Below are 19,891 nucleotides of genomic sequence, written 5' to 3' on the forward strand. Positions count from 1 at the left end.
CGGCGGCGGCTGCCTGCGCTTCCTGCTGCTCGGCAGCCCGACGCTCTTCCTCGGCCCGACGCTGCGCCTCTTCGGCCGCGGAGCGGATCTGAATCTTTTCTTCTTCGCGGCGCGCGGCTTCGCGGCGCTGCTCCTCGAGCACGCGCTGACGCGTTGCGAGTTCAGATGCGGTCAGGGCGCGCCCACCGGGCGCTGCGCGACCCGGACGGCCACCGCCGGCCGCCTGCGGCGCACCGGGCGCACCCGTCTGGGGACGACCGTCCCGCTTCTTGCGCACCTCGACCTGCACGACCTTCGAGCGGCCATGGCTGAAGCTTTGACGCACCGAGCCCGCGTCCACCGTTCGGCCGAGCTCCATCCGTCCAGCCGGACGCAGGGACAGACGTCCCTTGCCCTGATCCTGGCCCTGCTCGTGCCCGGGGTTGTCGCGTCCGGGGTCCCGTTCGTTGCCTTCGCTCATATACCTGCCTGTTCCAACCCAGTCCGCGAACCCTGCCGCGGCACCGGCGCCGACCCGCCGGTCAGCCCCCAAAAACGTTCACTTTCGGCCGCGAGCCGGGCAGCCAGCCGCCCCTCGCCCAGCACCGCCCAGACCGCATGCTCGCGGCCGAAAGCCTGTGCCAGAGCCGTCGCCTCAACAAGGGCGATCGGCAGATCCTTCGCGCCCGACATCAGTCGGGCCCGTTCCTCTTCGCTCCCGCCGCGCGCCTGAACGACCAGGCCCGCCTTACGGGATGCGATCCACTCCCGGCACTTGACGAAACCGCCGACCGCCTGCCCCGCGCGCCGTGCCAGACTGATCGTCTGCACGATGCGTTCCCGGAGACCGGCCTCGATCTGGCTTTCCAGATCGGCCGGCACCGTCACCCGCCCGCGTGCCGCGCGGGAGAACAGGTTACGGCCTCGGGCGGTTTCTAACACATCCCGGGTCGCACTCAACCAGATTCCCCGGCCGGGCAGCGTTGCTGAAAGATCAGGCACCACCACGGCGTCGGGAGAAATGACGAAACGCACCATGCGCTCGCACGATCCCTGCTCCCGCGTGACAATGCATCGCCGCTTCGGCCCGCGCTCGGACTGCCACAGCGACTCGACATCGTCGTCACCGTCCGGCGCTGTCATGTTCGTGCGATCAGACGTCGCCCGACTCCTTCGTTTCAGCCTCGGCTGCCGCAGTTTCGCCTTCCGGCGCAGCTGCTTCGTCACCGAACCAGTGCGCACGTGCCGCCATGATAATCTCGTTGGCGGCATCTTCCTCGATCGCGTCCGCGCCCAGAATCTCGACCAGCTCGTCGCCGGCGAGATCGGCGAGATCGTCGATCGTCTTGACGCCCTTTTCGCCGAGCGTCACCAGCATCTTGTTCGAGAAGACGCCCAGCTCCGCAATCGAATCCTCGACCCCGAGAGTCCGGCGCTTGTCGTCGAGCTCCTGCTCCTTGCCGGCGAGATAATCCTCGGCACGACGCATCAGCTCCTCGGCAACGCTCTCGTCGAAGCCTTCGATGTTATGCAGCTCGTCCGGATCGGCGTAAGCCAGTTCCTCGATCGTATGGAAGCCTTCCGTCACCAGGAGGCTTGCAATCACGTCGTCGACGTCGAGTGCTTCGACGAACAGGCCCGTGCGCTTGCGGAACTCTTCCTGACGGCGCTCCGATTCCTCGGCTTCCGTCAGGATGTCGATGTCCCAGCGCGTCAGCTGGCTCGCCAGACGCACGTTCTGGCCACGACGACCGATCGCAAGGCTCAGCTGCTCGTCCGGCACGACGACCTCGACGCGCCCGGCCTCTTCATCCATGACGACCTTGGTCACCTCGGCCGGCGCCAGCGCGTTCACGACGAACGTCGCGGCCTGCGGGCTCCAGGGAATGATGTCGATCTTCTCGCCCTGCAGTTCGGCCACGACCGCCTGCACGCGCGATCCGCGCATGCCGACGCACGCACCGACCGGATCGATCGAGGCATCGCGCGAAATCACGGCCATTTTCGCGCGCGATCCCGGATCACGGGCCACGGCCTTGATCTCGATGATGCCGTCATAGATTTCCGGCACTTCCTGCGCGAACAGTTTGGCGAGAAACGCCGGATGGCTGCGGCTGAGGAAGATCTGCGGGCCACGCGGCTCGTCACGCACGTCATAGATATAGGCGCGCACGCGGTCCGAGTTGCGGAAGCTCTCGCGCGGGATCAGCTCGTCGCGGCGCAGCAGGGCTTCGGTATGGCCGATCTCGACCATCATGTTGCCGTACTCGGTCCGCTTGACCGTGCCGTTGACGATCTCGCCCACGCGATCCTTGAACTCGTCGTACTGCTTCTTGCGCTCGTATTCACGCACGCGCTGGACGATGACCTGCTTGGCCGTCTGGGCTGCGATACGACCGAAATCGATCGGAGGCAGCGGATCGACCAGATGCTCGCCGAGCTGGATTTCGGGACGGAACTTGCGCGCGATATGCAGAGGGATCTGCGTATCCTCGTTCTCGACCACCTCGACGGCCTCGGTCCAGCGCGACAGGCGGACTTCGCCGGTCTTGCGGTCGATGGTCGCGCGAATGTCCTTCTCGTGCCCGTACTTGGCGCGGCCGGCCTTCTGGATCGCCTGCTCCATCGCCTCGAGCACCTCGTCGCGGTCGATGTTCTTCTCGCGCGAGACCGCATCGGCAACCAGAAGCAGCTCGGGGCGGGTGACGGACGTGTCCATCGGCGGTGTTCTCCCTCTGCGGCGCCTTGCCGCGTGATCTCGGTCGGCGGCGCCTCAGTCACGCCGTCGCAAACAAACTTCCGGACGCGTCAGTGGCGCGTCCCGCCTTTCTTGCGGCCGGGCTTCGGCCCGCCCGGCTTCTGGGGATCGAGACGCGGCGCGCGACGCCGCGGCGCCGGCTCCTCGCCTTCCTCCGACACTGTCGCCGGCACGCCCATCAGCGCGGCACTGGCCTCGATCAGCGCATCCGTCAAGACCAGTCTCGCCTTGCGCACCCGCTCGAACGGCAGCGCAACCTCGGTGCCATCGTCCAGCCGCATGATGCCATGCCCGTCCCGCGCACCCAGCACGATGCCGGAAAAACGCTTGCGGCCATCGACCGGCGCGTCGAGCTCCACGCGAGCCAGATGGCCGGCGAAGCGATCCCAGTCTTTCGGGCGGGTCAGCGGGCGATCGATACCGGCCGACGAGACTTCGAGCGACCAAGCGCCCGGGATCGGGTCATCCACGTCCAGCACGGCGCCAACAGCATGGCTGATCTGCTCGCAGTCCTCGATCGAGATCAGCGAGCCATCGGCGCGATCGGCCATGATCTGGATCGTCGGCGTTTCACGGCCGAGAACGGACAGGCGCACGAGTTCGAACCCGAGATCGGCAAGCGTTGGCGCGATGCGTTCGGCAATGCGGGCATCGAGGCCCGTGAGATGCGGCAGATCTGTGTCCAAGACAAAAGAGGCGGCCCGCAGGTGGCCACCCTCCCAAAGAACTGATGAAAGATGAAAGGAATGAGCCTTATCTAGGTGATCCCTCCCCGGGGTGCAAGTCTTGCTTCCGCATGCCTCCCGAAAGGCCGCGGGGTAGGCACGATATATTTGTTTACAACGCACTCGCCTCCGATGCGCTTGCCATGTGACGAAACGCAAGGTCACATGGAGAGCATGAACGAGTGGCGCGCGCCGACATCCCCCACCCTGTCCGCCCCGCACGACGACAACGGTCGCGCGGGCAACGATCGTCAGCATGACTGGCCCGAGGCGCGCCCGAAGGTCAAAACGATCGATGCGCGCTATTCCGGCACACAGAAGGCAACGCTCGGCGCTGCGATCGCGGCCATGACGGTGCTCGTCGGTGCTCACATGATGCCCGGAGCCGGCAGGCAGGATGCGCCCCAGCCGGTCGCGCAGCATCAGGCGATCCAGCAGATCGCAACACAGCAGACGGCGCATTCCGCCGTTCAGCTGGCTCTGATCGCACCGGAAAACGCTGAGAACGCCCTGCGCCATAGCACCCTGCCTGCGGCCGATCAGGCGCGCCTCCTGCAGGGCGTGCAGGACGGTGACCTCAAGCTTGCGACCATGCCGGTCTTCGATGCGGCCGGGGCCAGCGGACACGTCATTTCCGTCACCTCGGCCGGCGTGACCCAGACCGCGACATTGACGCCGACACCACACCTTCTGATCGTGGGCATACCGCCGACGGGACAGATCGAGATCGCGGCGACCGGCCCGACGGGCGCTTCGGGCACGACGGTCGGCATGTTCTCGCCTGTCGGTGCCGTCGCGTTGCCGACATTTTCCGCCATGGGCCAGGGGCTCGCCGTGAACGTGATCGTACAATGAGATCGCTTCTGCCCATGCTCAACCGGCTGATGCCGGTCATGATGGTGATTTTCCTGGCGCTTGCGAGCCTTCAGGCCGCGATCGCGCTGCATCTGTCGCTCGCGGGGCTCGAACGCCAGGTGATCCGGGCCGATCCGGCCTACCCCGTGATCGCGGCCATGCTGGCGCTGATGGCGCTTGCAGGACTACTGTATGACAATCGCACCGAGCGGCTGCTTCGCCGTGGCCTCAAACGCAGAGGGGGGTTCCTCATGGACGTCCTGGCCAGACTGACCAATCGCGCTGCCCTCGAAGACATGATGGCACGCGAACAACGAGAGACCGTGATCGACGCCGAGGAGCTGGCCGCATCATTGCGCGCCCGCGTCATCGGGCAGGATCGGGTCTGCGAGGATATCGCCCAGCAGCTCCGGCGCCGCCTCGCGCTCCAGGTGCGCGGCAAGCCCGTGGGCGTCTTCCTGCTCGCCGGTCCGCCGGGCACCGGCAAGACGTATCTCGCCAAGCAGATTGCCCGGCAAACGGAGCGTCCGCTCCTGCATTTCGACATGACGCAGATGTCGAGCCCGGTTTCCGCCACACAGATGTTCGGCATGTCGAAGGGCTTCGTCGGGTCCGAGACATACGGCAAGCTGACCGGCGGCCTGAAGGAAAAGCCCGATGCCGTCGTCCTGCTCGACGAGATCGAGAAGGCGCATCCCGATACCCTCAAGAAGTTCCTGACGGCCTGGAACGACGGGCATGTCACCGAAGCGTCGAACAACGAGTTGATCTCGACCTCGCGGGCCATCTTCATCCTGACGTCGAACATCGCGACCGAAGCGCTGTCCGAGATTGCGGATCGATTGGCCGAGGAGCCGGATCGCCAGCGTGGAGAGTCGGTCGAGGCCCTGCGCCAGGCCGGGTTCGCGCCCGAAGTCCTGAACCGGATCGACCGGATCTTCGTCTTCCACGCGTTGGAAGGCCTCGATCTCGCCCGTGTCGCGGCACTCGAGATCGAAGCGATGATCGACAGCTACGGGCTGCACGTTGAGCCGGGCGGGATCGACCCTGCCCTGCTGTTCACCGTGATGCAGCGGCAATCGCGCCTCGGCACCGGGGCCAGCGCACGCGATCTCGTCCGTTCGATCGAGGACATGATCAGCGAAAGCCTGATTGTCGCCCGTCAGCAAGGCGCGCGCATGGTACGTGTCGTCTCGGGCGAGCATGGCGTCGTGGCCGAGATCGCGAGCGACGCCGAATCCCAGCGTGGCCGTATGGCCCGCTGAAGACCTGAGCAGGAACCAAAGTCGTCTTCATGTCTGCTGTCTCGCGACTCTGGCGCCGCGCGCCGCTCTGGCGTCTCTGTGTGTACGGAACCGTCTTCTTTGCCGGGCTGGCAGCCTTCTATCCGGCCGCCTACCTCATCCGCGCCATCCCATCTCTCGGGAAACTGCATCCAGGGGCACTGCATGGTGGGACAGCGCCTGACGCGTCGAAACCCGGCCCCGGACCGGGCGGCAACGGCGGGCCGCCGGGGCCAGGCGACGGGCGGATCAGCTTCCTGCCCCTGACGCAGGGGCTGACGCGTGCCGTGCCGTTCGGCGGCCATGTGCTGCCCCTGCCCGCAGGCGTCTGGCATCCGGTCCTCTCGGCGCAGACCGGACCGAATGGCGCGATGCTGACGGACGTGTATGTCAGGACGGATCGTGGCGTCGTATCCGGCATGGTCGTAGCCATGGGCACGGCGCAGCCGATCCCTGATCCGAACCTGCTTTCGGTCGATTCACCGTGTCATGACGATCGCGCCTATGCGCGCGGCGAGCTGCCATCGGGCGAGAACGTCGTCTCCTGCTGGGCCATCGGCGCAACCCCGGTGCATGACGCACCCGGCACGCTCAATCCGGTCGTGGCCCAGGCCGTCGACCGCCTGAACGCGCTGGGTTACCCCATCCCGCCGCTCTTCATGACAATGCGGTGGATGCACCTGACCACCGTGCCCAAGAAAGGGGTTGGCCTGGAGCAGGCCGACGTCATGCTCAGCCCGGCAGCCCCGGGAACGATCCGCCTGCCCGTCCCGATCGATCAATGGGATCGTGGGGCGATCGCAGGGGCGCCGGCCGCCGCCCATTTCGTGGATCGTATGCGTGTGTGGGCGCAAGAGTGGGCGCCGATCCTTGAGCGGGGCCATGCAGGCACGCTCGATCCGACAACTATTCCTGACAGCCTGACGATGGACCCGGCGGCACCTGCGGTGCACTGATACCGCACCGCCGCCCGGCGCATCCGGGGTTGGCCTGTCTGCTTGTGACAACAGCGACGCAGTATGACCCGTGTCCATGCCGGAACATGAGCCGGCAAAACCCGTCCGGCTACGGATCGACGCGTCCGCCTTCCAACAAGTGCGGAAAACGTCGATCCGTTTTTGAAGCGTCAGGCCTTGAGTGCGTCGCGCTTTGCCTTGCGGGCAGCCTTCGTCGCACGGAACTTGTCGACCGCCGTCAATTTCACGGGTGCAGACGGTGTCTTGGTTTTTCCGGATGCCCTGGTTGCCTTGGGTGCAGGTGCAGGGGCCGCCTTGGGCGTCTTCGCCGGTGCGCTCTTGCCGCGAGCAGGCTTGGCGGGGGCCGCCTTGGGCGCAACGGACTTTGTCGAGGCGGCCTTTGCGGATGTCGCCTTTGCAGGCGCAACCTTTGTCGTCGTCTTCTTCGCAGGTGCAGCCTTGGGTGCAGGGGCCGCGGCCTTCGGAGCGGAACGACGCGCCGGCTTTGCAGATACAGGCTTTGCGGGTGCCACAACTTCGACGGACTTCACGGCAGGCTTGCGACCGCGCTTGGCCTTGGTCTCGACCGGCGTCGCCTCGACGGGGGCCGGTGCAGGCTTTGCCGGAGATCCGGCGCGTGCCTTGGGCTTTGCAGTACGGGCAGGACGTGTCTCGACAGGCGCGATGTCGATTGTGGGCGCCGATGCCTTTTTGCGTGCTTTCGTCGGCATGACGGCTGCGGCAGGTGCGGGCGCAATCGATTCGGCGGATGCCGCCTTGGGCGGACGACCGCGTCGCGCAGGTGCCTTTTCCTTCGGCGCGGCGGTCGGAACGGGTGCCGACTTCGTAACTTTCCTGGCCATGACTACAAACTTCCTTTAGCCTGTTCTTTGTTCTGCACGGTCCGACTGGAACACATGGTGCGGCGTCATATAATTCGATGATATCGCCTGCAAGAACTTTGGGTTCCAACACCCGCCTTATGACAGGCGAGCATTCGCATTAGTTCTCTGTCAAGAGCGATTAACGGCGCATTGATGAACACCGTTAGTCACGCGGAACTGTTTCGGTGTCGTTATGTGATATTGACCGCTCGCTGGACGCAATTTGCCCGGCATGCGCATGTCTTCATGACCGCGATCGGGCATTCCGCCGCCGGCCGGCCTGTGTTCACCGCATCTTCACACTGTCTGATCCTTGAAAATCGCGCTGAGGCAGGGCACATGGCGGGCAGCTTCCCGAAATTGCAGCCGCGGGCCCTGGGCCGGAACAAGGACACCTCATGAAAATCGATGGAACGCCCTATCGTAGTGTATGGCTCGATGCCGAAGACCGGACCTGTGTGCATATCTTCGACCAGACGAAGCTACCGTGGTCACTGGTCAGGCTGGATCTGCGCCATCAGGACGAGGTCGCCCATGCGATCCGCACCATGCAGGTGCGTGGTGCGCCGCTGATCGGCGCGGTTGCCGTCTATGGTCTCGTCCTGGCGCTGACGAGGGATCCGTCCAACGAAAGTCTGGAGTCTAACGCGGCGATGTTGGCGGCAACGCGTCCGACGGCGATCAATCTCGTCTGGGCGATCGACCGGATGCTGCGCCATCTGCGCCCCCTGCCGCCGGCGGCACGCGTCGAAGCCGCTTACATGGAAGCGGCTACCATCTGTGACGAGGACGTCGCGACGAACGAGGCGATCGGCCAGCATGGCCTCGAACTGATCCGTGAAATCTGGTCTGCCAAGCAGGCACGTTCCGGAAATTCCGGTGCCGGCCGGATCAATGTCCTGACGCACTGCAACGCCGGCTGGATTGCGACCGTGGATTGGGGAACCGCGCTGGCACCGATCTACCTTGCCCATGATGCGGGCCTGCCGGTTCATGTGTGGGTGGACGAGACCCGGCCGCGCAACCAAGGCGCGTTGCTCACGGCCTGGGAGCTTGGCCGCCACGGTGTCCCGCATACGCTGGTTGCCGACAATGCAGGCGGTCATCTGATGCAGCGCCGCGATGTCGATCTCGTCATTGTCGGGTGCGACCGCGTGACGCGCAGCGGCGATGTGGCCAACAAGATCGGCACTTATCTCAAGGCGCTGGCTGCCTTCGACAACGAAGTCCCGTTCTGGGTGGCGCTGCCATCGACCACGATCGACTGGACGCTGGAAGACGGTGTGCGCGACATCCCGATCGAGGAACGCTCGGCTTCCGAGGTCCTGGATGTGCAGGGTCTGGGCGCTGATGGTCGGCCGACGTCGGTTCGTGTGGCGCCGGACGGAACGCCTGCGGCCAATCCGGCGTTCGACGTGACACCTGCACGTCTGGTCAGTGGCCTTCTGACGGAACGCGGCCGCTGCGCCGCGAGCCGCGAGGCCCTGGAAGCGATGTTCCCCGAGCGTGCCTGACCGGCGCGTCTCGTCCGGAAGACGATCCGCTGACCGTTTCAAAACGCGCAATCTGCTTTAGGGTCGTCTCCGCCTTGCGGGACTTCCGGCGCCAACGCCGGCCCGCCTGACGGAGTGACCATGCCGCGCTTTCCCCTGCCCCGTTCTTCTCTTGCCCCGTCCTGTGCGTTGCTGACCCTGACCGCTCTTGCGGGATGCGCGGAAACGCCGAAGCCTTCTCCCCGGCCGGTCCAGACGCCGGTCGCCCAATATCGCACCGGGCCCGGCCCCGTCGGGGCTGACGATCACGTGCCGGATTTTGCAAGTCGCAACTTCGTGCCGTTCAACCGTCAGGATGTGCCCGCCATCGCCATGCGCGAGTGGCGCATGTTCGGAAGCCCGGTGGACGATGACGATCCTGAAGCGCGACCCGATGCGGCAATCCCGGCCCTCAAGCCCGAGCGGATTCCAGGTCTGTGGCAGCGGATTGGCGAATATTGGTGGATCGGACAGGATCCTTATGAAACCGAGGTGAACTGGACCGGCAAGACGGATGCCGACGGCACGCCGTTCGCACCCGAGAACGACGGGCGTTACGCATGGTCGGCGGCCTTCATTTCCTATGTCATGCGCGTGGCTGGCGCGAACGACCGCTTTCCCTATTCGCCCAACCATTCGACCTATATCAATGCCGCCGTGTCCGGTCAGTCGCCCGGCCTGCGTGCGCATGACCCGGCGACCTACATTCCGAAACTTGGTGATCTCCTGTGTGTCGGTCGTGGACGCAGCAAGACGGTCACATTCGCGATGCTTCCGACATCCTACGGGTTTCCGGCGCATTGCGGCTTCGTCGTCGCCGTCAACCAGAACGCGCCGCCGTTCGGACACGAGCTGAGCATCATCGGCGGCAACGTGGACGACGCGGTGACGCTGACGCACGTGCCGACATCGCCCACCGGCGCGCTGATCGGGGACGACGGGAAGATCATCGACAACCGCTATCCATGGGCCGTCATTCTCGAAGTTCTCTACGACGCCGATTTCGAGCCCGGCGCGGGGCAATAGGCGTCGACCGGGCAATCGTCAGGTTCCCTGACGCGTTGCCCACAAATTGAAAAGCCGGACTCGAGGGAGAAAGTGGCATGAACAGGGGTCACCGCTGACGCGGCAAAACGAGGAACCGGCGGTATCCACCGCCCTCCCAAGACCCTGCACCCGGACAGCATCATGCCGAGACTGACGGGGAAAACATGCGTCGTGACGGGCGCTGCGCGCGGGATCGGCCGCGCGATCGCAGCACGCTCTCATGACGAAGGCGGCATTGTCGTCGGGACCGACATCGACGACATCCACGGGGCCGCCACAGCGGACGAGATCGGATGCCGGTTCGAGGCTCTCGACGTGGCCGACGAGGACGCCTGGCAACGACTGGCTGAACGGATTCCGCAGGCCGACGTCGTCGTCAACAATGCGGGCATTACCGGTTTCGAACAGGGCATGGTCGCCCATGACCCAGAGCATGCGCGCCTGGAGGACTGGCGCGCCGTGCACCGGGTCAATCTCGACGGGACATTTCTCGGCTGTCGCTATGCGATCGGGGCCATGAAAGCGCGCGGTGCCGGTTCGATCATCAACATCTCGTCGCGTTCCGGCCTTGTCGGCATTCCGATGGCAGCGGCCTACGCCGCATCGAAGGCCGCCATACGCAATCACACCAAGACTGTCGCGCTGTATTGCGCGCAGCAGGGATAGACCATCCGCTGCAACTCCATCCATCCCGCGGCAATCCTGACGCCGATCTGGGAGCCCGTGCTCGGCACCGGCCCGGACCGGGAAGCGCGCATGAGCGCGTTCGTCGCCGACACGCCACTGAAGCGGTTCGGCCTGCCGGACGAAGTAGCCGCAGTCGCGGTCATGCTGGCGTTGGACGAGGCCGCCTACATGACAGGCACGGAAATCAACATCGATGGTGGTCTGCTGGCCGGCTCCGCGGCATCGCCGGGCGGTTAGCGCTCCCGGCGATCAAGATCTACGGGGAGCGTTATGTGCCTGTGGATGGCGTGCGGCTCGGCAGTCCGGCGGCCTGCCAGCCCATGACGCGGCCACGCTGGCCGGTCTCGTCCGGCGGTCCCTCGAAGCCATCCGCCACGTTGTGAACATGCGCATAGCCGAGATATTCGGCCAGCAGCGACGCGGATTGCGAGCGCGCACCCGAGCGGCAGATGAAATAAAGCGGCGTCTCGCGCGCCGGGACGGCCTGCGTCAACGCGGCCGCAAACGCGGCTTCGGTGCCGGGCTGCCACGTCAATGTGGCTACGGGCCGGCCGAGCGATGCAAGATCCGGCAGCCCGACCTGCTGCCATTCCATCGGGGTGCGCACGTCGACCAGAACGGCATCGGGCGCATCTTTCAGCGCCTCCCACGTCTGTTGCGCGCTGATCTGTGCGATCATATGTGAAATTCCTTAACTGGCTGTCGACCTGGAGGTCTGATCCGGCGTTGACGATAGGCTCCACGAACCGAACAGCAAAGAGGCCGGCTTTTGATGACACACAGCCCGATTGACGCGCAGTCCACCGGATGGTCCAGCACGAGTGCCGGCATGACGGACGCAATCGGCGGTACGCCCCTGATCCGTCTGAAGCGCGCCTCCGACATCACAGGCTGCGAGATTTTCGGCAAGGCCGAGTTCATGAACCCCGGCGGATCGGTGAAGGATCGCGCGGCCCTCGCCATTATTACGGCAGCCGAGCGCAGCGGCGCGCTGAAGCCGGGCGGGACGATCGTCGAAGGCACGGCAGGCAACACCGGGATCGGGCTGACGCTGGTGGCCAATGCCCGCGGCTATAGAAGCGTCATCGTCGTGCCGGAGACGCAAAGCCGCGAGAAGCTGGACTTCCTGCGCATGATCGGCGCGGATCTGCGTCTCATACCGGCCAAGCCGTACCGCGACCCGGGCAATTATGTTCATTACTCCAAGCGTCTGGCCGAAGAGCTCGGCGCCGTCTGGGCCAACCAGTTCGACAATATCGCCAATCGCGAAGGCCATCGCGCCACGACCGCGCCCGAGATCTGGCATCAGATGGATGGCCGGATCGATGCATTCACCTGTGCCTGCGGCACGGGCGGGACACTGGCCGGCGTGGCGCTTGGACTGGACGACCTGGCGACGAAGGCCGGACGCCCGCGTCCGCAGATCGTGCTGGCGGACCCGGAAGGTTCCGGGCTCTATGGCTGGGTCAAGAGCGATGACCTCAGCATCAGCGGTAGTTCCGTCACCGAAGGAATCGGCCAGTCGCGCGTGCCGGGCAACCTCGAAGGGATTGCGATCGACGACGCCGAACGCATTCCGGATCCCGAGGCGCTGACCCAGGTGTTCGAGCTCCTGCGCGATGAAGGCCTGTCAGTGGGCGGGTCGGCCGGCATCAATGTTGCAGCCGCGATCAGGGTCGCGCGCCGTCTGGGTCCGGGTCATCGCGTCGCGACGATCCTGTGCGATGGCGGCGCACGGTATCAATCCAAACTGTTCAATCCGGAGTTCCTGCGGGCGAAGGACCTGCCTGTTCCCGAGTGGCTCTGATACCGGCGGTTAAAGATCAGTCTCGTGATGAAACAGAGTGCAACGCGTCGAAAGACCGCTTGAAGACATGGTATAGGCGATGGGTATGGAAACCATTCCTCACCTGTTGATCGTCGATGACGACCGCGAGATCCGGGAGCTGCTGAGCCGCTTCCTCGAGCGCAACCATTTCCGCGTCACAGCGGCCCGCGACGGACGCGAGGCGCGGCGAGCGTGGACGGCCGGGCATTACCAGCTCGTCGTGCTCGATCTCATGCTGCCGGGTGAGAGCGGTCTCGATGTCGCACGCTGGCTGCGCAGCCAGGACAACGTGCCGATCATCATGCTCACCGCCATGAGCGACGAGACCGACCGGATCATCGGGCTCGAATTCGGTGCCGACGATTACGTCGCCAAGCCCTTCAATCCGCGCGAGCTGCTGGCGCGGATCCGCGCGGTGCTGCGCCGCACGGCCGAGACGGCGGAGAAGAAGCAGGCCGCCGATACCCGCCTCGTGCGGTTTTCGGGCTGGACGCTCGAGCCAAGCCGCCGCCGCCTGCTGAACCCGGATGGAACGGAAGTGCCGCTGACGGGCGGCGAATATGATCTGCTGGTTGCGCTTCTGGACCGCGCCAACCGCGTGCTGACGCGCGATATGCTGCTGGAACTGCTGCGCGGCCGACAGGCCGGGCCGTTCGATCGCGCGATCGACGTTGCCGTGTCTCGCCTGCGTCGCAAGCTCGAGGATGACGGGCGCAACGCGCAGGTCATTAAGACCGTGCGCGGCGGCGGCTATGTTCTGGCCACCGAGGTCGAACGGGTCTGATGTCCGCACTGACGGGGGACGAGACGCGTCCTGAGGCGTCTCGCTTCCGCCGGTTGCACCTGATGCCGCGCTCGCTTGCCGCGCGTACGAGCCTGCTCCTGATCGTGGGTCTTGGCATCGTGCAGGCGGCAGGCCTTGCGATCCATGCCATCGACCACGTCGCGATTTCGGATCGCATGGCACTACGCGAGGCCGAAACCCGTGTCGGTGCGATCTATCGCACGGTTGCCGAGTCGCCGGCGGCGGTCCGCCCCCAGATCACGTCCAATATCCGCACCCCCTTCGGCTTCACCGTCGAGCTCTCGAACAAGCCGGATTCACACGCCCATGGCGTGCCGCTGCTCGCGCTGGAGCCAATGCTGGGCAGACTACCGCCCGACCGGCCGGATCTGCACCCGCCGGGCGGCCCGGGCATGATGCCCGACAATGGCGGACCGATGCGGCCCCCGTTCGAGGGTCCGCATCCGCCGGGCGGCCCCTTCGATCCCGAGGACGGGCCGCCTTTCATGCATCTGGGGCACCCGAACTGGCCTCTGGCGACGTTCTCGGCGCTGCCCGGCAGCGCGTGGCCGCGCCGCATCGAGATCTCGGCCTATGGTGCGAGCCGCCAGCGATCGGTCTCCCTGCTGCTGCCCGATGAACCGCGCTGGGTCATCGTTCATTTCAGGCTGCCGGCTTCCTCCCTGTTCGGCTCGGCGACCTTCATCATCGCATTCTGCCTGATGACGGTCTGTGGGGGCGCCCTCATCGTGTGGGGCGCCAACCGCCTGATCGCGCCGGTGGGCACGCTGGCACGCGCAGCAGAAGCGCTCGGTCGCAATGTGGATGCGCCGCCGCTGCCGGAGGATGGCCCGGCCGAAATCCGGCGCGCGGCCCTCGCCTTCAACACGATGGCGAGCCGCATCCGTCGCTTCGTGACCGATCGCACGCTGATGCTGACGGCGATCGGCCACGATCTACGGACGCCGATCACCCGCCTCAAGCTCCGCGCCGAATTCATCGACGACGATGAACTGCGGGATAAATTCCTCGCCGATCTCGACGAGATGGAGGCCATGGTCGCAGCAACACTTGCCTTCGGCCGCGACAGCGCTTCCCGCGAACCGGTGAGCGCGATCGACCTGACGGCGCTGCTGCAGACCATCCTCGACGAGAGCGTGGAGAGCCGCCCGGAAGATGCCGAGCGCGTATCGTTCACGGCTCCCGAGCAGGCGGTCACGATCCGCGCGCAGTCGTTCGCGCTGAAACGGGCATTGGCCAATCTCATCCTCAATGCCCTGAAATATGGCGGCAGCGCGCATGTCACGCTGGCTGCGCCGAAGCGCAGCCGCAATGGCGAAAACACGGTCCGTGTCCTGATCGAGGACGACGGCCCGGGTCTGCCGGAAGCCGATCTCGAACGCATGTTCGAGCCGTTCGTCCGCGCGGAGACGAGCCGCAATCGCGAAACAGGCGGGACGGGTCTCGGCCTTTCGATCGCGCGCACCATCGTGCGCGGCCAGGGTGGTGACGTGATCCTGCAGAACCGCGCCGGTGGGGGACTGAGGGTCGTGCTGACGCTGATCGCCTGAGTCCGGGGCCGTGCCGCCACTCTGAATGGCAGTTCCTGCAACATCCGTGGTGACAGGACACGCGTGCGCCAAGGGCTTGCGCGCCTGTTCGCGGGGTCTGTCCCGTGGTATCGGCCCCCTCACGTGGCCGCTCCCTGCCATGATCACAGGCCATGACCGCTGGAGTGCCCGTGCTCGACCGTCTTTATGCCCGTATACAGGCTCTTGCGGCCTCACCCCATGCTGTCTGGTGGCTGTTCGCGATCGCATTCGCCGAAGCCTCGGTCTTCCCTATCCCCGTCGACCTGATGCTGATCCCGATGGTTCTGGCGCAGCTGGATCGGGCGTGGTGGCTTGCATTCGTCTGCACGCTGGGCAGCGTTCTGGGCGGATTGCTGGGCTGGGTGATCGGCGCGTTTCTGCTGCAGCATGTGGCCCTGCCGATCGTGCATGCATATCACGCAGAGGCGACCCTTGCCTTGCTGCAGGCGCGCTTCCGGCAGTACGGCGTGTGGATCATCCTCGCCAAGGGGCTGACCCCCATCCCGTTCAAGATCGTGACGATCGCAGCCGGGGCGGCCCATTTCGCGCTTTTGCCGTTCTTCGTGGCCTGCATTGTGACGCGCGGCGGCCGCTTCTTCCTTGAAGCGCTGCTGCTGCGTCTGTTCGGTCCACGGATCGAGGCTTTCATTGCCGGACGCTTGACAGTCGTGCTGCTGGGCTTCCTGATTCTGGTGATCGGCGGCGTTGCAGCCGTGAAATGGTTGTAGGAGCCCACATGACCCATCCCATCGCCGTCGTCACCGGAGCGGGAGCGGGCATCGGCCGGGCCGTAGTGCGCACGCTGGCCGAAGCCGGATGCGATATAGCGCTTCTCGGCCGCAATGCGGATCGCCTGTCCGATGCGGCGGCAGAACTGGACGGCCATCATGTCCGGGTTGCCACGTACGTGGCAGACGTCACGTCCGAGCAGGCGCTTGAGGATGCGGCCGACCGGATCGAAACGGAGCTTGGTCCGATCGCGATCTGGATCAACGCGGCGGGTGCTTCGGCCATTGGCGCGGTTTCGGATCTGGCGGCCGACGACATTGTGCAGAGCATGCGCGTGACCTATCTGGGCACCGTGCTGGGAACACGCGCGGCGCTTTCGCGCATGCGCAGGCGGGGCCGCGGGCGGATCATCAATCTCGGCCTCATGCCGCAGCTGCGCGGGCTGCCGCTCCATGCAGCGGGCAACGCGGCCCACGCCGCCATCGAGGCGTTTTCGGATTCACTGCGTCCCGAGCTGATCGCCCATGGCGATCGTATCGACGTCACCGTCGTGCATCTGCCCAGCATCAATACGCCGCGCCTTGGCTGGAGCCGGAACCGCACGGGCCACGCCCTGCGCCCCTACGGCACGCCCTATGAGCCCGAAGCTGCGGCGCTCGCCATCGTGCGTGCGGCGTTCGGTGGCCAGCGCGACATCTGGCTCGGGCTGCGCGGAGCCCATCATGGCATCCTGACAGCGCTTCTGCCCGGCATGCGCGATCGCTGGCTGGCCCGTTCCGCCATCTCGGCACAGGTCGATCGGCATGAAGATCTGCAGGCCGACGCCCCGGATACGCTTCTCGAGAGTCCAGCCGGCGCGTTTGCGGCACATGGCGCATTCGAGACGGTAGGATTTCGTAGCGAGAGAGCACAGCCTGCCATCGTGACGCCAGGTCTGCGCCTCGGCCTTATCGCCGTCGCAGCTGCACTCTCGACCTGGCTCCTGCGCAGACGCCGCTAGACCGGCGCAACACCGAGCTCAGCTTGGCTTGCGGGCAGCTCCGGGATCGGAATGGATCATGCCCCGGTGCCGTTGAAGGCCCTTGATGACCATTTCCGCATCCTGGGGTCCGAGTACGAGACCGATCGGACCATATGCGGGGTGCTGGAATGCCAGCAGCGATCCTTCGGTCAGCGCATCGATCTGCAGCGCCCAGTTCGTCCGGTATACCGGCATGAAGCTGGCCCCGTCGATCGGCGGGATCTTCGTATTTTCGAGCAGCCCCGCGCGTGCAGCGCCCAGGCTCGCAATCAGCTGTGACAGCTGGTCGACATTCAGCTCGATCTTGCCTTCGATGCCGCTTTCCTGAAGGAATTCCAGCTCTGCGCCGGACCCGTCGTCCTTACGGCTCACCCGCATCCGCGCCATGCCTGGCACCTCCTGATGTCTGGTAATCTGTTCTGTTGAAATCGCCGGAAGCCCGAGGATCAGGCCGCACCATGACTGGCTGAAGAATGACCGATGGCACCTGCGGATGTCCACCATCCATGCGCGTCGTTCAGGCGTTGAGCCGCCTGCCCCGCTTGCGTTGCATCGGCAAACAGGCCGAAGCACGTCGCACCGGACCCGCTCATGCGCGCGAACGCACAGCCCGGCTCGGCAGCGATCGCTTCCAATACATTGGCGATGGCCGGGCAGAGCGCAATGGCCGCCGGCTCAAGATCATTCATCGTTTGTTCGAGATCCGCCACCATCGATACGAGATCCGTCCATCCATCGGGCAGCGCCGCCTCGGCACGGAATGGCGCCCCCGATGCCGCGCGCGCCCGGAAGACCGCAGGCGTCGGCACGGCCGCTCCGCAGTTCACCAGCAACATTGCACAGGGCGGCAGCACCGGCGCCGGGGTCAGGATCTCTCCGATCCCGCCCATCCGTGCGGGGGCCTGAGACAGGCAGACCGGAACGTCCGCGCCGAGAGATGCCGCGATCGGTGCGAGATCGACGTCGAGATCCCAGGCGCGCGCCAGCAGCCGCAGCGCACACGCGGCATCGGCTGACCCGCCACCGATGCCGGACGCGACAGGCAGCATTTTCCGCAGGTCGATCGAGACGGGCGCGAAGCGCCGTCCGGGCGCCGCCGCCTGCAACGCACGCGCAGCGCGCACGACGAGATTGTCATCCGCATCCGCCACGAGGCCTGCGCCGAACTGGCCGCTGATGGAAAAACGCACCTGACCGTCCGCATCGCCGGGCGAGGGCGCAAGCATCAGGGTGTCGGCCGCGGCCGCGAACACGGCCAGGCTGTCGAGTGTATGATAGCCGTCGGCGCGGCGTCCGGTCACATGCAGATAGAGATTGATCTTGGCGCGGGCCAGATCCTGAAGGGCAGCAGTCATCGTTTGACGGTCGTCTTGTCCGGAAGGGGCATGGCCAGTGCGGCATCGATCTCGTGACGGTCGATGGCCGACGGCTTGTCGACCAGCGCCTCGTTCCACTGGTCGCGGGCTTCCACCACGCGCCCGAGCTGCCAGTAAGCCATGCCGAGATGGTAGTTCACCTCGGGATCGCGCGGGGTTCGCTCGGCTGCGGATTGCAGCAGGACGAGCGCCTGATCGAGGTGTCCCGTGCGCAGGAGCGCCCAGCCGAAGCTGTCCCGAATGGCCGGGTCATCGGGCGCCAGTTCGACGGCATGCTTGAGCAGGGCGGTAGCGCGCGGAAGATCGTGATTGTGCTCGACTTCGCCGTAGCCGAGATAATTCAGCAGGATCGGCTCGTCGGGCGCCAGCGCCACCGCCTGTTCCAGGTCTCCGCGCGCCACGTCCCAGTGACCGGCGGTGTCATGGCAGGCAGCGCGCGCCAGAAGCAGAGACCAGCGACGTTGCGCCATCAGCGGGATTTCCGACAGTGCACGATCATACTCGTCGACTGCCAGACGCAATTGTCCATCGCGCTGCGCGATGTCGCCGAGTGCGGCATGGAGATCCGCGTTGTCCGGGTCGGTACGAAGCGCTTGCCGCAGGTCGGCGATGGCCGCCTTCAGGTGCCCGCTTCTGTCCTCGAAGCTGGCCATTTCCACGGCGACGACCGGGCTGAGCGGATCGGTTGCGGGCACGGCTGCGAGCGTTTCGCGCGCGCCTTCCAGATCGTCCTCGCTGCCGAGGATTTCCGCAAACGGCATGCGCAGGAGCATCATGGAGGGTGCGAGCGCCAGCCCCTGGCGAACGAGCACGATCGCGACCTGCTGGCCGTTGGGCGTCAGATGCCCATGATCGCCGACACTGGACTGCAATCCGGTCGCGACCGCTAGATAGGCAAGTGCGATGCCTTCGCGCGGCGAGACACGCATTGCGTCCGGCGCGATGGTCAGGACCCAGTTTTTCGCAGGCGACAGGTTGGGGCGCGCGGCCATGAGTGTCGCCAGCGCCGCGTGGGCCTCATGCGCATGGCCCTGCGCCGCGAGCCATGCCGCCTGCGCGCGCGTCAGCACCAGATCCGTGTCATGGCTCTGGCTCTGCGCCAGTTCGAACAGCGCAGTCACGTGTGCTGCCGTGGGCGAAGCGCGATTGGCCGCATCGCGGGACATCGCGCCCTGATGTGCGGCCTTCGGCGCCGCTTGCGCTGCGATCAACGCCGCATGCAGCGCGTAGACCGCCGAGAACGGTTTTCCCTTCGACAGGGGCTCGAGCAGGCCCAGCGCGCCTGCCGTATCGCCCTTCTGCTGAAGACACCAGGCCTGCAGTATGGGCGAGATCAGCCGCATGATCGGGCCGGCCGTCATATGGGTCGCGTCGCCGCTTGCCGAAAACAGGCTCCGGGCCCGGTCGATATCGCCACGGATGAAGGCATCGTCGCCCAGCACGATGAGGGCGAGTTCGTCTCGTCCCTGCGATGGTGCCAGGGCCAGGGCGCGTCGAGCAGCATCCGCGCCCGAATCCATTGCCGCGAAGCGAAATGCGTCATGCAGCAGAAAGCGTGCGTCGGGCGTCTGGGCCAGCGTCCGGGCGAACGCACGATCGGCACCCGCGATATCGCCGTCATGGGCGGCGATCGTGGCGTTCAGAAAGTCGCCGGAGTCGAACGGGGCCGCGAGGGCAGAGCCCGAGATGCATCCGATAAAGGCGCCAAGGGCGACTCCTGCTGTTGCACCACCCAGGGCACGCGACACGCGGCGATGTATCAGCCTTGCGAAACGGGGCAAGGCGGCGGGCATGGACCCTCCGAACGAGATTGGGCGCGTGTGCATTGATGCGAACCTAGCCTGAGCCCCTCCCC

19 protein-coding genes and 1 pseudogene are annotated in these 19,891 nt (G+C 65.8%); 11 read left to right on the top strand and 9 right to left on the bottom strand.

What is annotated here, in order from left to right; translation table 11 throughout:
* The 4 genes from B8446_RS09450 to rimP form a co-directional block, all read right to left on the bottom strand.
* Positions 1-460: translation initiation factor IF-2 associated domain-containing protein (locus B8446_RS09450; protein WP_048849118.1), on the bottom strand; the 460-nt coding region annotated here is incomplete at its 3' end.
* Positions 457-1,122: an RNA-binding protein gene (locus B8446_RS09455; protein ID WP_084712232.1), complete on the bottom strand. Its 666-nt coding sequence runs from the start codon at positions 1,120-1,122 to the stop codon at positions 457-459. The genes B8446_RS09450 and B8446_RS09455, both read right to left, overlap by 4 nt.
* A gap of 10 nt (positions 1,123-1,132) precedes the next feature.
* Entirely contained in the window at positions 1,133-2,698 is a 1,566-nt protein-coding gene (nusA, locus tag B8446_RS09460; protein WP_048849119.1) for a transcription termination factor NusA, read from the bottom strand.
* Positions 2,699-2,787: 89 nt separating this feature from the next.
* The gene (gene rimP, locus B8446_RS09465; RefSeq protein ID WP_048849120.1) at positions 2,788-3,423 is read right to left on the bottom strand and encodes a ribosome maturation factor RimP; all 636 of its coding nucleotides are present in this window, start codon (positions 3,421-3,423) and stop codon (positions 2,788-2,790) included.
* Positions 3,424-3,636: 213 nt separating this feature from the next.
* On the opposite strand from rimP, the gene B8446_RS09470 reads away from it, so the two are divergent.
* From B8446_RS09470 to B8446_RS09480, 3 genes are read left to right on the top strand one after another with little or no spacing between them, the layout of a single operon-like run.
* Positions 3,637-4,317 carry a hypothetical protein gene (locus B8446_RS09470; protein ID WP_148505935.1) on the top strand — a complete coding sequence of 227 codons (681 nt, stop codon included), beginning with the start codon at positions 3,637-3,639 and terminating at the stop codon, positions 4,315-4,317.
* Positions 4,314-5,582 (top strand): AAA family ATPase, encoded by a 1,269-nt coding sequence (locus B8446_RS09475; RefSeq protein ID WP_048849122.1) that lies wholly within the window; start codon positions 4,314-4,316, stop codon positions 5,580-5,582. Before B8446_RS09470 ends, B8446_RS09475 begins: the two co-directional genes overlap by 4 nt.
* A 29-nt stretch (positions 5,583-5,611) precedes the next feature.
* The gene (locus tag B8446_RS09480; protein ID WP_048849123.1) at positions 5,612-6,556 is read left to right on the top strand and encodes a hypothetical protein; all 945 of its coding nucleotides are present in this window, start codon (positions 5,612-5,614) and stop codon (positions 6,554-6,556) included.
* Between the two features lie 170 nt (positions 6,557-6,726).
* Here B8446_RS09480 and B8446_RS09485 read toward each other — a convergent pair whose 3' ends face one another.
* Complete coding sequence (locus tag B8446_RS09485; protein ID WP_148505936.1) at positions 6,727-7,419, bottom strand: hypothetical protein; 693 nt, start codon at positions 7,417-7,419, stop codon at positions 6,727-6,729.
* A 419-nt stretch (positions 7,420-7,838) separates the two neighbouring features.
* Between B8446_RS09485 and mtnA the strand changes: the two genes are divergently transcribed.
* From mtnA to B8446_RS09505, 3 genes and pseudogenes are all read left to right on the top strand, one after another.
* Positions 7,839-8,954: an S-methyl-5-thioribose-1-phosphate isomerase gene (gene mtnA / locus B8446_RS09495; protein ID WP_048849125.1), complete on the top strand. Its 1,116-nt coding sequence runs from the start codon at positions 7,839-7,841 to the stop codon at positions 8,952-8,954.
* Positions 8,955-9,074: 120 nt separating this feature from the next.
* Complete coding sequence (locus B8446_RS09500) at positions 9,075-9,998, top strand: DUF2272 domain-containing protein (protein ID WP_048849126.1); 924 nt, start codon at positions 9,075-9,077, stop codon at positions 9,996-9,998.
* 162 nt (positions 9,999-10,160) lie between these two features.
* Positions 10,161-10,943, top strand: a pseudogene (locus B8446_RS09505) (SDR family oxidoreductase).
* A gap of 31 nt (positions 10,944-10,974) precedes the next feature.
* On the opposite strand, the gene B8446_RS09510 reads toward B8446_RS09505, so the two are convergent.
* A complete protein-coding gene (locus B8446_RS09510) occupies positions 10,975-11,385 on the bottom strand; it encodes a rhodanese-like domain-containing protein (RefSeq protein WP_048849127.1) in 411 nt (136 codons plus the stop codon).
* A gap of 93 nt (positions 11,386-11,478) precedes the next feature.
* Between B8446_RS09510 and B8446_RS09515 the strand changes: the two genes are divergently transcribed.
* The 5 genes from B8446_RS09515 to B8446_RS09535 all read left to right on the top strand — a co-directional run bounded on the left by B8446_RS09515 (position 11,479) and on the right by B8446_RS09535 (position 16,639).
* On the top strand, positions 11,479-12,513 hold the full coding sequence (locus tag B8446_RS09515; protein WP_048849128.1) for a cysteine synthase A: 1,035 nt from the start codon (positions 11,479-11,481) through the stop codon (positions 12,511-12,513).
* An 85-nt stretch (positions 12,514-12,598) separates the two neighbouring features.
* Positions 12,599-13,318 carry a response regulator gene (locus tag B8446_RS09520; RefSeq protein WP_048849129.1) on the top strand — a complete coding sequence of 240 codons (720 nt, stop codon included), beginning with the start codon at positions 12,599-12,601 and terminating at the stop codon, positions 13,316-13,318.
* Entirely contained in the window at positions 13,318-14,889 is a 1,572-nt protein-coding gene (locus tag B8446_RS09525) for an ATP-binding protein (protein WP_241767727.1), read from the top strand. Before B8446_RS09520 ends, B8446_RS09525 begins: the two co-directional genes overlap by 1 nt.
* Before the next feature lie 170 nt (positions 14,890-15,059).
* On the top strand, positions 15,060-15,638 hold the full coding sequence (locus tag B8446_RS09530) for a YqaA family protein (protein ID WP_048849156.1): 579 nt from the start codon (positions 15,060-15,062) through the stop codon (positions 15,636-15,638).
* Between the two features lie 8 nt (positions 15,639-15,646).
* Positions 15,647-16,639, top strand: a complete 993-nt coding sequence (locus B8446_RS09535) for an SDR family oxidoreductase (RefSeq protein WP_048849130.1) — start codon at positions 15,647-15,649, stop codon at positions 16,637-16,639.
* An 18-nt stretch (positions 16,640-16,657) separates the two neighbouring features.
* Here B8446_RS09535 and B8446_RS09540 read toward each other — a convergent pair whose 3' ends face one another.
* The 3 genes from B8446_RS09540 to B8446_RS09550 are packed head-to-tail and all read right to left on the bottom strand — an operon-like array spanning position 16,658 to position 19,784.
* Positions 16,658-17,047 (bottom strand): hypothetical protein, encoded by a 390-nt coding sequence (locus B8446_RS09540; protein WP_241767728.1) that lies wholly within the window; start codon positions 17,045-17,047, stop codon positions 16,658-16,660.
* A gap of 59 nt (positions 17,048-17,106) precedes the next feature.
* Positions 17,107-18,015: a 4-(cytidine 5'-diphospho)-2-C-methyl-D-erythritol kinase gene (locus B8446_RS09545; RefSeq protein ID WP_048849131.1), complete on the bottom strand. Its 909-nt coding sequence runs from the start codon at positions 18,013-18,015 to the stop codon at positions 17,107-17,109.
* Positions 18,012-19,784, bottom strand: a complete 1,773-nt coding sequence (locus B8446_RS09550) for a tetratricopeptide repeat protein (RefSeq protein ID WP_048849132.1) — start codon at positions 19,782-19,784, stop codon at positions 18,012-18,014. Before B8446_RS09550 ends, B8446_RS09545 begins: the two co-directional genes overlap by 4 nt.
* Positions 19,785-19,891: the final 107 nt, after the last annotated feature.

It is taken from the genome of Tanticharoenia sakaeratensis NBRC 103193 (assembly GCF_000963885.1).
In the GTDB taxonomy this organism is placed as follows: Bacteria; Pseudomonadota; Alphaproteobacteria; order Acetobacterales; family Acetobacteraceae; genus Tanticharoenia; species Tanticharoenia sakaeratensis.